Origin of the sequence: Thauera sp. WH-1, assembly GCF_047806685.1 — a bacterium.
Classification (GTDB): Bacteria; Pseudomonadota; Gammaproteobacteria; order Burkholderiales; family Rhodocyclaceae; genus Thauera.
The window spans coordinates 184,998-197,437 of record NZ_JBLQGP010000005.1; the positions used below are offsets into that span (position 1 = coordinate 184,998).

The window sequence follows — 12,440 nt, forward strand, 5'->3', positions numbered from 1 at the left end:
TTCAGGATAGCCATGAAAACCGTCCTTGCGCGCCACGCCTGGTGGCTGGGGCCGGCCCTGCTTTGCGTGCTGGCCGTCGCCCTGCTGCTGGCACCGCCAATCGCCCAGCCGCAGGAATATCACCGCCTTGCCGACGCCAGGGCGCTGGCCATTGGCCACTGGCGCTTGCCTAATGCGGCCGATGTGCTGAGCAGCCTGGCCTTCGTCGCCGTCGGCGTCGCAGGCCTCGGTCTGATCCGCCGCGCCCCTGTGCCGCAGCAACTGGCGCTCGGGATCTTCTTCGCCGGCCTCGCACTGATCGGCCCCGGCAGCATCCACTATCACCTGGCGCCCACCGACACGACGCTGTTCTGGGACCGCCTGGCGATGAGCATTGCCTTTGCCGGCGCCGTCGGCGCAGTCGCCGCTGAGCGCCTGGGGCCGGTCGCCGGGCGTGTCTGGCTGTGGAGCTGGCTGCTGCTGGGCGTGCTGGCGCTGGCGCAATGGCGCGTTGCCGACGACCTGCGGCTCTACCTGCTGCTGCAGTTCGGCGGCTTCGCCCTGCTGAGCATGTGGCTGGCGCTACCCTGCCCGCCCGGCCACCTGCGCCTGCCGTGGGGCTGGCTGCTGCTGGCCTATGCGCTGGCAAAGATCTTCGAAGTGGCCGACCAGGCGGTGTGGACGCTGAGCGGCGGCTTCGTCGCCGGCCACGCCCTCAAGCACGGGGTCGCCGCGCTCGGCGTGCTGCCGCTGCTGCACGCCCTCGCCCACCATGGACGGCCTCACAGCTCGGGCGGCAGATAGAGGCTTTCCTTGACCTCTTCCATCACCACGTAGCTGCGCGACTCGGTTGCCGACGGCAGCTTGAGCAGGATGTTGCCGAGCAGGCGCCGGTAGTCGCTCATCTCGGCGATGCGGGCCTTGATCAGATAGTCGAAGTCGCCCGACACGAGGTGGCATTCCATCACCTCGGGCACGAAGGCGAGTTCCTTCTTGACGCGGTCGAAGGTGTCGTTCGACTTGGCAGCGAGCTTGAGCTCGACGAACACCAGCAGCGGCCTGCCCAGCGCGCGCGGGTCGATGCGCGCGTGGTAGCCCATGATGACGCCCTCGCGTTCGAGCCGGCGCACGCGCTCGGTGCACGGGGTAGGCGACAGGCCCACCCGATGCGCCAGTTCGGTCATCGACAGACGCCCATCCTTTTGCAGCAAGTCGATGATCTTGCGGTCGATGCGGTCGAGTTCGCGCATTTCACTGCCCCCGGCTGATCTTAGCACTCAGTTTAGTTTATTCCACTATTTCTTTGCCAATCCTGAGCGTCTTTCACTGCCATATCGTCAATAAACTGCCGACATTCAACAGCAAAACGGCAGGAGACTTGAGATGAACGTAATCGTACTCGGAAGTGGCGTGATCGGTACCACCACGGCCTGGTATCTGGCCCAGCGCGGCGCGCGCGTGACCGTCATCGACCGCCAGCCGGGCGCCGCGCTGGAGACCAGCTTCGCCAATGCCGGCCAGGTCTCGCCAGGCTACTCCACGCCCTGGGCCGCGCCCGGCATCCCCCTCAAGGCCATGAAGTGGCTGTTCCAGCGCCATGCGCCGCTCGCCATCCGAGCCGACGGCAGCCTGTTCCAGCTGCGCTGGATGGCGCAGATGCTGGCCAACTGCACCAGCGCGCGCTACACGGTCAACAAGGAGCGCATGATGCGCGTCTCCGAGTACAGCCGCGACTGCCTGCGCGAGTTGCGCGCCGACACCGGCATCCACTACGAGGAACGCAGCCGCGGCACGCTGCAGCTGTTTCGCACCGAGGCCCAGTTCGAGGCCGCCGCGCGCGACATCGCGGTGCTGGAAGAATGCGGCGTCCCCTACGAACTGCTGAGCGCGGACGAACTGGGCCGTGCCGAACCCGCCCTCGCCGGCCGCGGCGCAAGCCTGGCGGGCGGCCTGCGCCTGCCCAATGACGAGACCGGCGACTGCCACCTGTTCACCGCCCGGCTCGCCGAGATGGCTCGTGCCGCGGGCGTGGAGTTCCGCTTCGGCGTCGACGTGCATGAGCTGCTGCACCAAGGCGGTCACATCGACGGCGTGCGCATCGGCAGCGGGGCGGACGCGCAAGTGCTGCGCGCCGACCGCTACGTGCTGGCCTTCGGCAGCTACTCGCGCCAGATGGCGGCCAGCCTGGGGCTCGACCTGCCGGTCTATCCGGTCAAGGGCTATTCGCTCACCGTGCCCCTGGTGGACGCCGACGCCGCACCGGTGTCGACGGTGCTGGACGAAACCTACAAGGTCGCGGTGACGCGCTTCGACGACCGCATCCGCGTCGGCGGCATGGCCGAGCTCGGCGGCTTCGACCTGCGTCTCAACCCGCGCCGGCGCGAGACCCTGGAAATGGTGGTGGGCGACCTCTTCCCCGGCAGCGGCGACCTCGCACGGGCCGAGTTCTGGACCGGCTTGCGGCCGATGACGCCGGATTCGACGCCGATCGTGGGCGCCACGCCCTATCCCGAGCTGTTCCTCAACACCGGCCACGGCACCCTCGGGTGGACGATGTCCTGCGGCGCCGGCGCGCTGCTTGCCGACCTCGTCTGCGGCCGCCAGCCGGCGATCCGCTGCGATGACCTCGGCCTGGCGCGCTACGGCCGCGCCGCTACCCGCGGCGCGCGCGGGCTCAGCCTGTCGCCGGCCTGACGCCGGCAGACCGCACACGTGGCACCGGCAGGGGGATGCGCGAGATTGCGCACCCCCTGCTTTGCCTGCACCATTTCGACCTCCAAGCTGCCAACCGGATGCCTCCCATGCGCCCCGCCCGCGCCCTGATCGATCTCGCCGCCCTGCGTCACAACTACCGCCTTGCCCGTGAGCGCCACGGCGGCCGTGCCCTCGCCGTGGTGAAGGCCAACGCCTACGGCCATGGCGCCGTGCAGTGCGCCTGCGCCCTGGAGGGCGAGGCGGACGGCTTCGCCGTCGCCTTTCTCGAGGAGGCGCTGACGCTGCGCGCGGCCGGCATCCGCAAGCCGATGCTGCTGCTGGAAGGGGTGTTCGAGGCCAGCGAGCTGGCCGACGCGGTGCGCGAAGACCTGTGGATCGTGATCCATCACGAAGCCCAGCTGCGGATGCTGGAGACGACGACGCTGGCCGCGCCGCTTCATGTCTGGCTCAAGATCAACACGGGCATGAACCGCGCCGGTTTCCTGCCCGAGGCGGCCAGTGCCGCCTGGCAGCGTCTGCAGGCGAGCGGCAAGGTGGCCGACATCACGCTGATGACCCACTTCGCCCGTGCCGACGAACCGCAGGTGATCACCACGAGCGAACAGATCACACGCTTCGACGCCGCCACCGCGGCACTGCCGGGCGCGCACAGCCTCGCCAACTCGGGCGCCATCCTGGGCTGGCCGCAGGCGCGGCGCGACTGGGCGCGGCCGGGCATCCTGCTCTACGGCGCCGACCCGCTGCCACAGGAGGGCAACGGGCTGCAGCCGGTGATGACGCTCGAAAGCGCGGTGATGGCGGTGCGCGAGATCGCCCCCGGCGAGGCGCTGGGCTATGGCGGCCGCTTCGTCGCCGACGCCCCCACGCGCGTCGGCCTGGTCGCGATGGGCTACGCCGATGGGTATCCGCGCGGCGTGCCGGACGGCACGCCGGTCAGCGTCGATGGTCACCCCAGCCGCATCATCGGCCGGGTGTCGATGGACATGCTGACGGTGGATCTGAGCAGGCTCCCCACGGCTACCATCGGCAGCCGCGTCGAGCTGTGGGGGCGCGAGGTGCCGGTCAACCGCGTTGCCGCCGCGGCCGGCACGATCGCCTATGAGCTGCTGTGCAACGTGAAGCGGGTGCGCTTCAGCTACCAGGGCTGAGCGCGGCCCGGCCTTCCGGTTCAGTCGCGAACGCGGTCGATCACCACCCGCAGGCCGCTCGCATCCGGCGCCACCGCGGCGCTGGCACCCTCGAGGTCGCCGCTGCGTGCGGTGGCATCGCCCCCCTTGGCGACGCGCGCGGCGACGATGATGCGCTCGGGCACCGGCATGTCGCCCATCATCATGGTCGCGCCGTTGAAGCTGAAGTCGAGCGGCAGTTCGCGCGCGGTGAAGCGCAGCGCCGCCAGCGGCGGTCCGCCCGCCTCGCCGCGCGCGAAGACGAACACCACGTCTTCCGGCGCGACCTTGTCGCCAAGGGCCTCGGCAAGCTCGAGGCGGCCGCTGGCCGTCAGCGCCGTCGTCGCCGCAGGGGCCGCGCCTTCGTCGGCGGCGAGGGGCGCCATGCCCGCCCTCGCGCGCGCATTGTTGATGCTTTCGCGCACCCCCGCCGCCATCTCGTTGCCGGACGGGATCTGCGCCAGGATGCGCTCCCAGTGGCTCGCGGCGCCGGCAAAGTCGCCGCGCTGGTAGGCGGCGGTGCCGGCCAGCGCGAGGGCCTTGACGTGATTGGGCGCGACTTCCAGCGCACGCTGCACCAGCGCCTCGGCCTCACCCTGCACCGAGCCGCTCACCACCGCCGTGACGTCGGCCCAGTCGGTGAGCACGTCGGGATCCTGGGGCGTGAGCGCACCCAGCCGCGCATAGGCGGCAAGCGCCTTGGGGTAGTCCTCGAGCACCACGTAGGTGCGCGCGAGCATCGTCCACCCCTCGACGTTGTTGGGCTCGTTCTCGAGCCGAGTAACGAGTTGCCCGACCATCTCAGTCACCTGCTCGCGGGTGAAGCCCTGCTGCGTCGTGAGATTCTGCGGGTCGAGGGCATCGGGCTCGCCGATCGCCAGGTAAACCGCCACTGCCACGGCCGGGATCGTCAGGGCCATGCCGATCGCCCACGAGCGGCTCGGGCGCACATCGGCACTGTCGGCCGCCTCGGCCGCCGCCTCGCCCTCCTCGAGGGCGCGACGCTCGAGCTCCTCACGGCTCCTGGCATGGCTGGCGGCATCGATCTGGCCTGAGGCGAGGTCGGCATCGAGCTCGGCGAGCTGTTCGCGCAACACGGTCAGCACCATCGTGCTCTGCTGCGCCTGCTGGCGCCGCTTGCGCGCGCCGGCGCCAAGCAGCGGCGGCAGGATCAATAGCAGGGCACCGGCCAGCAGCAGGCCGGCGAAAAGGATGAACGCGGTCACGAACGGGACTCCGGAGATTCAGTGTTTGACGGCGCCGTCTCGGCGCCCGCGAGCAGCGCGCGGGCGCGCTCGCGCTCCGCCGCCGACAGGCCACGCTCGGCCTCGGCCTCCGCACGCCGCCGGCGCAGGCGGAAGGCGAGCCAGCCCGCGCCGCCCACCAGCAGCATCGCCGGCCCCAGCCACAACAGGGCGGTCGCAGCACGGAACGGGGGCTGGTAGAGCACGAACTCGCCATAGCGGGCAACGACGTAGTCGACGACCTGCTCCTTGGTGCTGCCGGCCTCGAGCTGCTCGCGCACCTGGTCGCGCAGGTCGACCGCCAGCGGTGCGTTCGACTCGGCGATCGACTGGTTCTGGCAGACGAGGCAGCGCAGCTTGTGCGCAAGCTCCATCACATCGGCCTCGAGCTCTGGGTTCGCCGCCACAGTAGGCGCCAGGCCCGGATCGGCTGCCGCCTGGCCGTCCTGCGCCCAGGCCGCTGCGCTCAGCGCCAGACCGAGGCCGCAGACGAAGGCGAATGCGGTGCGCCGCAGCGCGAACAGGGATCCCTCAGCCCGCACGGCGGACCTCCTCGATCTTGGGGATCAGCACGTTCTGCAAGGCCTCAGGCGTGATCGGTCCGATGTGCTTGTAGCGGATCTTGCCTTCGCGATCGATAAGGAAGGTCTCGGGCACGCCATACACGCCGAAGTCGATGCCGACGCGGCCGTCGATGTCGAGCACCGACAGCACGTAGGGGTCGCCATGATCGGTGAGCCAGCGCCGCGCGCGCTCGATCGCCATGCCGGTCTCGGCCTCCAGCGCCAGGCCACGCGGGTTGATGGCGCCGTCGCCGCGCACCTCCTTGTAGTTGAGGCCGACGATCGGCACCAGCTTCTGCTGCGCCATGCGCACCAGCACCGGATGCTCCTCACGGCAGGCAACGCACCACGACGCCCACACGTTGAGCAGCCACACCTCACCACGCATCTCCTCGAGCGCAAAGGCCTGCTCGGGCTGGTCGAGGCGGGCCAGACTGAAGTTGGGTGCCGGCTTGTCGATCAGTGGCGAAGGCACTTCGCGCGGGTTGAGGGTGAGGCCGAAGGCGAGAAATCCGGCGAGGCCGAAGAACAACAGCAGGGGAACGAGAAACTTGGCTTTCATGGGCTTCCTTGGGACTTCACTCAGGCTGCGCCAGCGACACTTTGCGCAGCCCCGACCTTGGCATCACGCTCGGCGAGCCGGCGGTAGCGACGATCCGCCGCGGCGAACAGCCCCCCCAGGCCCATCAGCGTGCAGCCGAGCCAGATCCAGCTGATGAAGGGCTTGTAGTACAGACTGACGATCCAGGCGCCATCCTCGAGCTGCTCGCCAAGCGAGACATAGACGTCGCGGAACGGCCCGATATCGATCGAGGCCTCGGTCATCGGCATGCCCTGCGCCCAGTACAGGCGCTTCTCGGGAGTCAGGGTGGCGATCGCACGGCCGTCGCGGGTGACGTCGATGACACCGCGCTCGGCATCGTAGTTGGGACCGTCGGCCTCGATGGCGCCGCGGAAGGTGAAGGTATAGCCCGCCATCTCGGCGCGCTGACCCTGCTGCATCTTGACGTCGAGTTGCTGCTCGAGGCTGCCGACCAGGGTCACCCCGATGATGAACACGCCGACGCCGAGGTGGGCCAGCCACATGCCCCACCACGCAGCGGTGATCGAGCGCAGGCGCGAACCGGCCGACGCACCGGCGCGCTCCTTCAGGCGGCCGACCAGCAGCTGGAGGCTGGTCAGCACCACCCAGGCGGCGAGGAACAGGCCCAGCGCGGTACGCCAGGTCAGGTGATCCACGGCCATCGCCACGCCGACGCCAATCAGGATGCTGGCGATGAAGGCCGGCGCCACCTTGCGCGCGGCGGCGACGAGGTCGTCATCCTTCCAGCGCAGGAAGGGGCCGAACATCATCAGCACTACCACCGGGGTCATCAGCGGCACGAACACCGCCTCGAAGTACGGCGGGCCGACCGAGATCTTGCCAAGGTTGAGTGCGTCGAGGAACAGCGGATACAGCGTGCCGATCAGCACCGAGCTCGAGGCCACCGTGAGCAGCACGTTGTTGCCGAGCAGCGCGGTCTCGCGCGACACGAAGCTGAAGCTGCCACCGCCTGCCAGCTTGGGCGCGCGCATCGCATACAGCAGCAGCGAGAAGCCGATCACGAGCACCAGCAGCGCCAGGATATAGAGGCCGCGCTTGGGGTCGGTGGCGAAGGCGTGCACGCTGGTGATGACGCCCGAGCGCACGAGGAAGGTGCCCAGCAGCGACATCGAGAACGCCGCGATCGCGAGCAGCACCGTCCAGCTGCGGAAGGCGCCGCGCTTTTCGGTGACGGCCAGCGAATGGATCAGCGCCGTGCCCAGCAGCCAGGGCATGAAGGACGCGTTCTCGACCGGATCCCAGAACCACCAGCCGCCCCAGCCCAGCTCGTAATAGGCCCAGCCCGAGCCGACCGCAATCCCGGCCGTCAGGAACACCCACGCCACCGTCGTCCACGGCCGCGACCAACGCGCCCAGGCGGCGTCGAGGCGGCCCGACAGCAGGGCGGCGATGGCGAAGGCGAAGGCGACCGAGAACCCGACATAGCCCATGTAGAGCAGCGGCGGGTGGATGATCATGCCCGGGTCCTGCAGCAGCGGATTGAGGTCGCGTCCCTCGGCCACGCCCGGCAGCAGGCGATCGAAGGGGTTGGAGGTGACCAGGGTGAAGGAGATGAAGCCGACGCTGACCCAGCCCAGCACGCCGAGCACGCGCGCCAGGAAGGCCTCGGGCAGATGGCGCGAGAACACCGTCACCGCCACCGTCCATAGCGACAGCGACATCGCCCACAGCAGCAGCGAGCCCTCGTGGTTGCCCCACACGCCGGTGATCTTGTACATCAGCGGCGTCGCGCTGTGCGAGTTGGAGGCCGCGAGCTGCACCGAGAAATCGCTGGTGATGAAGGCCCAGGTCAGGCAGACGTAGCTGAACAGGATGAAGAAGAGCTGACCCTGTGCGGCCGGCCGGCCGACCGCCATCAGCGCCATGCTGTTGCGCTGGGCGCCGACCATCGGCACGACGGCCTGCACCAGCGACAGCACCAGGGCAAGGATGAGGGCGAAATGTCCGAGTTCGGGGATCATGATGTCACTGGCTCACGGTCTGGGCGGCCTTTTGCGCCTGCTCGACGGCATGTGCGGCTTCGGGCGGCATGTAGTTCTCGTCGTGCTTGGCGAGCACCTCGGTGGCGCGGAACACGCCGTCTTGCTCGAGGCGGCCCTGCACCACCGCGCCCTTGCCTTCCTTGAAGAGGTCGGGCAGCGTGCCGCGGTAGGTGACCGGGATGACCTTGGCGGTGTCGGTGATCGCGAAGCGAACGGTCAGGCCGTCGCCCTCGCGCGCAATCGAGCCGTCCTCGACCATGCCGCCGATGCGGAAGGTCTTGCCCAGCGGCGCCTTGCCTTCGGCGACCTCGGAGGGGGTGTGGAAGAACACCAGGTTCTGCTGGAAGGCGCTCAGCACCAGGGCGACGGCCGCCACCAACAGGGCGACACCGCCGCCGACCAACATCAGACGCTTGCTACGGGCTTTCATGTTTCAGACTCCAGGGCGGGCTCGCGGGCGCCGCCGTTATGCTTGCCAACCTCTTTGCCGACCGCACGCCGCCAGCGCAGCAGCCGGCGCGTCGTGTCCTTCCGACGCTGGAACAGGAGCACGAGTTCCAGCGCGATGAGGCCGAAGGTCAGGGCGTAACTGCCCCACACGAAGACGGCGGCCCCACCCATGTCCCAGAATGCGGACCAGCTTTCCCATTGCATCAGGCACGCCCTCCCTTGTTCGCGGCCTCGGCCTGCAAGGCCTTCTCGAGCACCGCGCCCACCCATTCGGTGTGGCGCTCGCGCTCGAGGATCATCGGGCGCACGCGCCACAACACCACGGCGATGGTGTACATCCACGCCGCGATCGCCATCACCAGCATGCCGGCGAGCATGGTCGCCGCCATCGACGGCGCCTTGGTGAGGCTCACCGAGGCGCCCTGGTGCAGGGTGTTCCACCAATTGACCGAGAAATAGATGATCGGAACGTTCACCGCGCCGACCAGCGCGATGATGGCGCCGGCGCGGTCGGCGCGGCGCGGGTCCTCGATCGCGCGGGTAAGCGCGATGAAGCCGAAATACAGGAAGAGCAGCAGCAACTGCGAGGTCAGTCGCGCATCCCACACCCAGTACGCGCCCCAGGTCGGCTTGCCCCACAGCGCCCCCGTCCACAGCGCCAGGAAACAGAAGATCGCACCGGTGGGGGCGAGCGCCTGGCTCATCACGAAGGACAGGCGCGTGTTCATGACCAGACCGACTGCAGACCAGAAGGCCATCACCAGGTAGATGAACATCGACATCCAGGCCGCCGGCACATGGATGAAGATCACGCGGTAGACCTCGCCCTGGGTGGCGTCGGTCGGGGCGACGAAGAAGCCGAGCCACAGGCCCACCACGGTCAGCACGACTGCGATCGCGGCAAACCAGGGCGCCAGGGTTCCGGCCAGGGGGTAGAAGTGCTGCGGGGAGGCAAAGCGGAACAGGCTGCGCCCGCGTTCGGAAGTCGTCATGCGTCGAAAGGTCGCTTTTACGGTCGGCCGCAGCCCGGTTGCAGGAGGCGCGGTCTTTTCATCATCAATCGGTCGATATGCGCAGTGCCGCTGCACATGCCCATGGCGCCAGCGCAATGGCTCCGGTCAGGCCGCCGCCAAGCAGCAGCAGATGGGCGACGGCCCCACTTCCGGACAGCTGCGCCTCGACCGCTCCGGCGCCGAATATCAGCACCGGCACGAACAGCGGCAGCACCAGCAGGGCCAGTAGCATGCCGCCACCGCGCAGTCCCAGCGTCAGCGCCGCACCTACCGCACCGAGGAGCGTCAGGATCGGCGTGCCCAGCGCCAAACTTATTACCAGCACGGGCAGGCCACCTTGCTCCAGGTCAAGCAGCAGCGCCATCGCCGGCGCCACCGCGATCACGGGCAGGCCGGTACTAAGCCAGAAGGCCAGCACCTTTGCCATCACCCATACGGCAGCCGGTTCCCTAGACAGGAGCAGCTGTTCCAAGGTTCCATCCGCGTAGTCCTGCGCGAACAGCCGGTGCAGGGACAACAGGCAGGCGAGCAGCGCGGCGACCCATAGCACGCCGGGCGCGATCGCGCGCAACTGGTTGGGCTCGGCGCCGACGCCGAAAGGGAACAGGCAGACGACGATGACGAAGAAGGCGAGCGTGACCAGTACGTCGGCGCGGCCGCGCCAGGCCAGCAACAGGTCGCGCCGCAGCACGGCGAGGAAGGCGCTCAGCATGCGAAGGCGCCGACGTCGAGCACGGCGGGCGGGCGCGCAAAGGGGGCGTCCTGATGGGTCGTCATCATGACGATGCCACCGGCCGCGCAGTGCTCCGACAGGGTCGCGGCGAGATCGGCCACGGCATGCACGTCGAGCGCGGTGAAGGGCTCGTCGAGCACCCACAGCGGGCGCCGGCCGGACAGGAACAGGCGGGCGAGACCGACGCGGCGGCGCTGCCCCTGGGACAGCACCCGGGCCGGCAGGTCGAGCTGATTCTCCAGGCCAATGCGCACCAGGGCCTGCACGCAGTGCTCTGCAGCGACGTGGTCGCCAGCGGCCGCGCAGGCAAAGCGCAGGTTCTCGAGCGGGCTCAGCAGGTCGTTGAGCGCAGGCGCATGGCCCAGGTAGAGCAGTTCGCCGTGGAAGGCCTCGCGCTCGCGACGGATGCAGTGCCCACGCCAGCGCACTTCGCCGGCTTCAGGCAGCGCCAATCCAGTGACAAGGCGCAGCAGGCTGGTCTTGCCGACGCCGTTGGGGCCGGCAATGCGCAGCATCTCGCCGTCCTGCAGACGGAAGGCGAGGTCGCGGAACAGCAGGCGATCGCCCTTCAGGCAGGCGAGTTCTTGGGCTTCGAGCATGGGGACGAATTGAACCACAGGGACGGCAGGCGGCGCCATCGGAACGACAGCCGGGACAATGAAGTACCCCTCGCGGCGCCGATCGGGCGCGGCGACACGAGGGGTGCCTGCATGCGGGGGGCGCGGGGACGGCAACGCCCCCACGACGCGGACAGGCTTACTGCTGGGCGGCGGGCGGCACCGGATGCATCATCTCCGGCGGCACGCCGCTACGCTCGGCCCCGATGTTCTGCACCACCGGCGGCAGCGAATGGGCGATACCCTTGTGGCAGTCGATGCAGGTCTTGCCCTCGGCGAAGCCGGCCTGGTGCATCTGGTTGGACCGACGGCCCTGCACCGAATAGTCGAAATACTCGTAGTTGTGGCAATTGCGGCACTCCTGCGAGTTGTTCGCCTTCATGCGGCGCCATTCGTTCTCGGCCAGGCGCAGGCGTTCGTTGTTGAACTTCTCCGGCGTCGAGATCGTACCCATCACCTTGCCGTACAGCTCACGCGAGGCCTTGACCTTGCGGACCATCTTCGGCCCCCACTCCTTGGGCACGTGACAGTCCGGGCAGGTCGCGCGCACGCCGGTGCGGTTCTGATAGTGGATGGTGTTGCGATACTCCTTGAAGACGTTCTCCTCCATCTCGTGGCAGGAGATGCAGAACTTCTCGGTGTTCGTCATCTCCAGGGCCCAGTTGAAGCCGCCCCAGAAGATCACGCCCGCGGCAAACAGCAGCACGATCGCACCCCAGCCGGCGTTGCGAATGCGCTGCACGATTCCCTTCTTGTTGTCGTCGGTCATTTCATACCCCGTTCGTCATCTTCAGCGCAGGCCCTGGGCGCGCTGGAACTGGTTCTCGACCAGCGGGCGGGCGTCGGTCTGCGGCACGTGGCACTGCAGGCAGAAGTAGCGCCGCGGCGAGATGTTGGAAAGCTCCGTGCCTTCACGATCCTTGAAATGGGTGATGCTGACCTTGGTGGCACCGGTCTCCCGGTAGCGGGTCCAGGAGTGGCAGTCCATGCATTTGTTGAAGTTGATCGTAACCTCGTAGCCCTCGACCTTGTGGGGGACCAGCGGCGGCTGCTGCACATAGTCGCGCGGCAGCGGGGCCTGATCCGGAATCAGCTTGTAGTTGCCGACCGCCAGCTCGGGGTCGGCGACGTCGGCGCCACGGATGCTGCGGACGCTCTGGGCCTCCGCGACATCGGGCAGTGCAGCGCCGATGCCGAGTGCGGCGACGAGCGCGATCACAAGGTGACGGGTTTGTCGTTTCAGCGCCGGGCCGCCCCAAGCTGAAACAGCCCCCTCGGGGGGCAGCGCCCCCGCAGCGCGGGGAAGCGTGGGGGTCTCCTTCAGCGCCGGGCCGCCCCAAGCTGAAACAGCTCCCTCGGGGGGCAGCGATCCTG

General features: G+C 68.7%; 15 protein-coding genes. 3 read left to right on the plus strand and 12 right to left on the minus strand.

Annotation, left to right across the window (positions count from 1 at the left end; all coding sequences use genetic code 11):
• Window positions 1–12: 12 nt before the first annotated feature.
• On the plus strand, window positions 13–783 hold the full coding sequence (locus ACMV5O_RS07560; protein ID WP_416162887.1) for a hypothetical protein: 771 nt from the start codon (window positions 13–15) through the stop codon (window positions 781–783).
• On the opposite strand, the gene ACMV5O_RS07565 is transcribed toward ACMV5O_RS07560, so the two are convergent.
• Window positions 762–1,229, minus strand: a complete 468-nt coding sequence (locus tag ACMV5O_RS07565) for a winged helix-turn-helix transcriptional regulator (protein WP_324542837.1) — start codon at window positions 1,227–1,229, stop codon at window positions 762–764. The genes ACMV5O_RS07560 and ACMV5O_RS07565 overlap by 22 nt on opposite strands.
• A 133-nt stretch (window positions 1,230–1,362) precedes the next feature.
• Here ACMV5O_RS07565 and ACMV5O_RS07570 point away from each other — a divergent pair, with 133 nt between their 5' ends.
• Together ACMV5O_RS07570 and alr are read left to right on the plus strand one after the other, a co-directional pair.
• Window positions 1,363–2,673: a D-amino acid dehydrogenase gene (locus tag ACMV5O_RS07570; protein ID WP_416162888.1), complete on the plus strand. Its 1,311-nt coding sequence runs from the start codon at window positions 1,363–1,365 to the stop codon at window positions 2,671–2,673.
• A gap of 107 nt (window positions 2,674–2,780) precedes the next feature.
• The gene (gene alr / locus ACMV5O_RS07575) at window positions 2,781–3,842 is read left to right on the plus strand and encodes an alanine racemase (protein WP_416162889.1); all 1,062 of its coding nucleotides are present in this window, start codon (window positions 2,781–2,783) and stop codon (window positions 3,840–3,842) included.
• 20 nt (window positions 3,843–3,862) lie between these two features.
• Here alr and ccmI read toward each other — a convergent pair whose 3' ends face one another.
• From ccmI to ACMV5O_RS07630, 11 genes are all read right to left on the minus strand, one after another.
• Window positions 3,863–5,086, minus strand: coding sequence for a c-type cytochrome biogenesis protein CcmI (gene ccmI / locus ACMV5O_RS07580; protein WP_416162890.1), 1,224 nt, complete (start codon window positions 5,084–5,086; stop codon window positions 3,863–3,865).
• Window positions 5,083–5,646: a cytochrome c-type biogenesis protein gene (locus tag ACMV5O_RS07585; protein ID WP_416162891.1), complete on the minus strand. Its 564-nt coding sequence runs from the start codon at window positions 5,644–5,646 to the stop codon at window positions 5,083–5,085. Before ACMV5O_RS07585 ends, ccmI begins: the two co-directional genes overlap by 4 nt.
• On the minus strand, window positions 5,636–6,229 hold the full coding sequence (locus tag ACMV5O_RS07590) for a DsbE family thiol:disulfide interchange protein (RefSeq protein WP_416162892.1): 594 nt from the start codon (window positions 6,227–6,229) through the stop codon (window positions 5,636–5,638). Before ACMV5O_RS07590 ends, ACMV5O_RS07585 begins: the two co-directional genes overlap by 11 nt.
• Window positions 6,230–6,249: 20 nt before the next feature.
• Window positions 6,250–8,232 carry a heme lyase CcmF/NrfE family subunit gene (locus ACMV5O_RS07595; RefSeq protein ID WP_416162893.1) on the minus strand — a complete coding sequence of 661 codons (1,983 nt, stop codon included), beginning with the start codon at window positions 8,230–8,232 and terminating at the stop codon, window positions 6,250–6,252.
• 4 nt (window positions 8,233–8,236) lie between these two features.
• Entirely contained in the window at window positions 8,237–8,683 is a 447-nt protein-coding gene (gene ccmE, locus ACMV5O_RS07600) for a cytochrome c maturation protein CcmE (RefSeq protein WP_416162894.1), read from the minus strand.
• Window positions 8,680–8,907 (minus strand): heme exporter protein CcmD, encoded by a 228-nt coding sequence (gene ccmD / locus ACMV5O_RS07605; RefSeq protein WP_416162895.1) that lies wholly within the window; start codon window positions 8,905–8,907, stop codon window positions 8,680–8,682. Before ccmD ends, ccmE begins: the two co-directional genes overlap by 4 nt.
• Window positions 8,907–9,695 (minus strand): heme ABC transporter permease CcmC, encoded by a 789-nt coding sequence (gene ccmC / locus ACMV5O_RS07610; protein WP_416162896.1) that lies wholly within the window; start codon window positions 9,693–9,695, stop codon window positions 8,907–8,909. Before ccmC ends, ccmD begins: the two co-directional genes overlap by 1 nt.
• 64 nt (window positions 9,696–9,759) lie before the next feature.
• The gene (gene ccmB / locus ACMV5O_RS07615; RefSeq protein ID WP_416162897.1) at window positions 9,760–10,428 is read right to left on the minus strand and encodes a heme exporter protein CcmB; all 669 of its coding nucleotides are present in this window, start codon (window positions 10,426–10,428) and stop codon (window positions 9,760–9,762) included.
• The gene (gene ccmA / locus ACMV5O_RS07620) at window positions 10,422–11,048 is read right to left on the minus strand and encodes a cytochrome c biogenesis heme-transporting ATPase CcmA (protein ID WP_416162898.1); all 627 of its coding nucleotides are present in this window, start codon (window positions 11,046–11,048) and stop codon (window positions 10,422–10,424) included. The genes ccmB and ccmA overlap by 7 nt, the downstream gene beginning before the upstream one ends.
• 157 nt (window positions 11,049–11,205) lie before the next feature.
• A complete protein-coding gene (locus tag ACMV5O_RS07625) occupies window positions 11,206–11,835 on the minus strand; it encodes a NapC/NirT family cytochrome c (RefSeq protein WP_324542815.1) in 630 nt (209 codons plus the stop codon).
• A 21-nt stretch (window positions 11,836–11,856) separates the two neighbouring features.
• Entirely contained in the window at window positions 11,857–12,309 is a 453-nt protein-coding gene (locus tag ACMV5O_RS07630; protein ID WP_416162930.1) for a nitrate reductase cytochrome c-type subunit, read from the minus strand.
• Between the last annotated feature and the right edge of the window lie 131 nt (window positions 12,310–12,440).

Coding starts and splice junctions, on each gene's coding strand:
- ACMV5O_RS07560 (WP_416162887.1), top strand. CDS start 13: ATGAAAACCGTCCTTGCGCGCCACGCCTGGTGGCTGGGGCCGGCCCTG.
- ACMV5O_RS07565 (WP_324542837.1), bottom strand. CDS start 1,229: ATGCGCGAACTCGACCGCATCGACCGCAAGATCATCGACTTGCTGCAA.
- ACMV5O_RS07570 (WP_416162888.1), top strand. CDS start 1,363: ATGAACGTAATCGTACTCGGAAGTGGCGTGATCGGTACCACCACGGCC.
- alr (WP_416162889.1), top strand. CDS start 2,781: ATGCGCCCCGCCCGCGCCCTGATCGATCTCGCCGCCCTGCGTCACAAC.
- ACMV5O_RS07590 (WP_416162892.1), bottom strand. CDS start 6,229: ATGAAAGCCAAGTTTCTCGTTCCCCTGCTGTTGTTCTTCGGCCTCGCC.
- ACMV5O_RS07595 (WP_416162893.1), bottom strand. CDS start 8,232: ATGATCCCCGAACTCGGACATTTCGCCCTCATCCTTGCCCTGGTGCTG.
- ccmE (WP_416162894.1), bottom strand. CDS start 8,683: ATGAAAGCCCGTAGCAAGCGTCTGATGTTGGTCGGCGGCGGTGTCGCC.
- ccmD (WP_416162895.1), bottom strand. CDS start 8,907: ATGCAATGGGAAAGCTGGTCCGCATTCTGGGACATGGGTGGGGCCGCC.
- ccmC (WP_416162896.1), bottom strand. CDS start 9,695: ATGACGACTTCCGAACGCGGGCGCAGCCTGTTCCGCTTTGCCTCCCCG.
- ccmB (WP_416162897.1), bottom strand. CDS start 10,428: ATGCTGAGCGCCTTCCTCGCCGTGCTGCGGCGCGACCTGTTGCTGGCC.
- ccmA (WP_416162898.1), bottom strand. CDS start 11,048: ATGCTCGAAGCCCAAGAACTCGCCTGCCTGAAGGGCGATCGCCTGCTG.
- ACMV5O_RS07625 (WP_324542815.1), bottom strand. CDS start 11,835: ATGACCGACGACAACAAGAAGGGAATCGTGCAGCGCATTCGCAACGCC.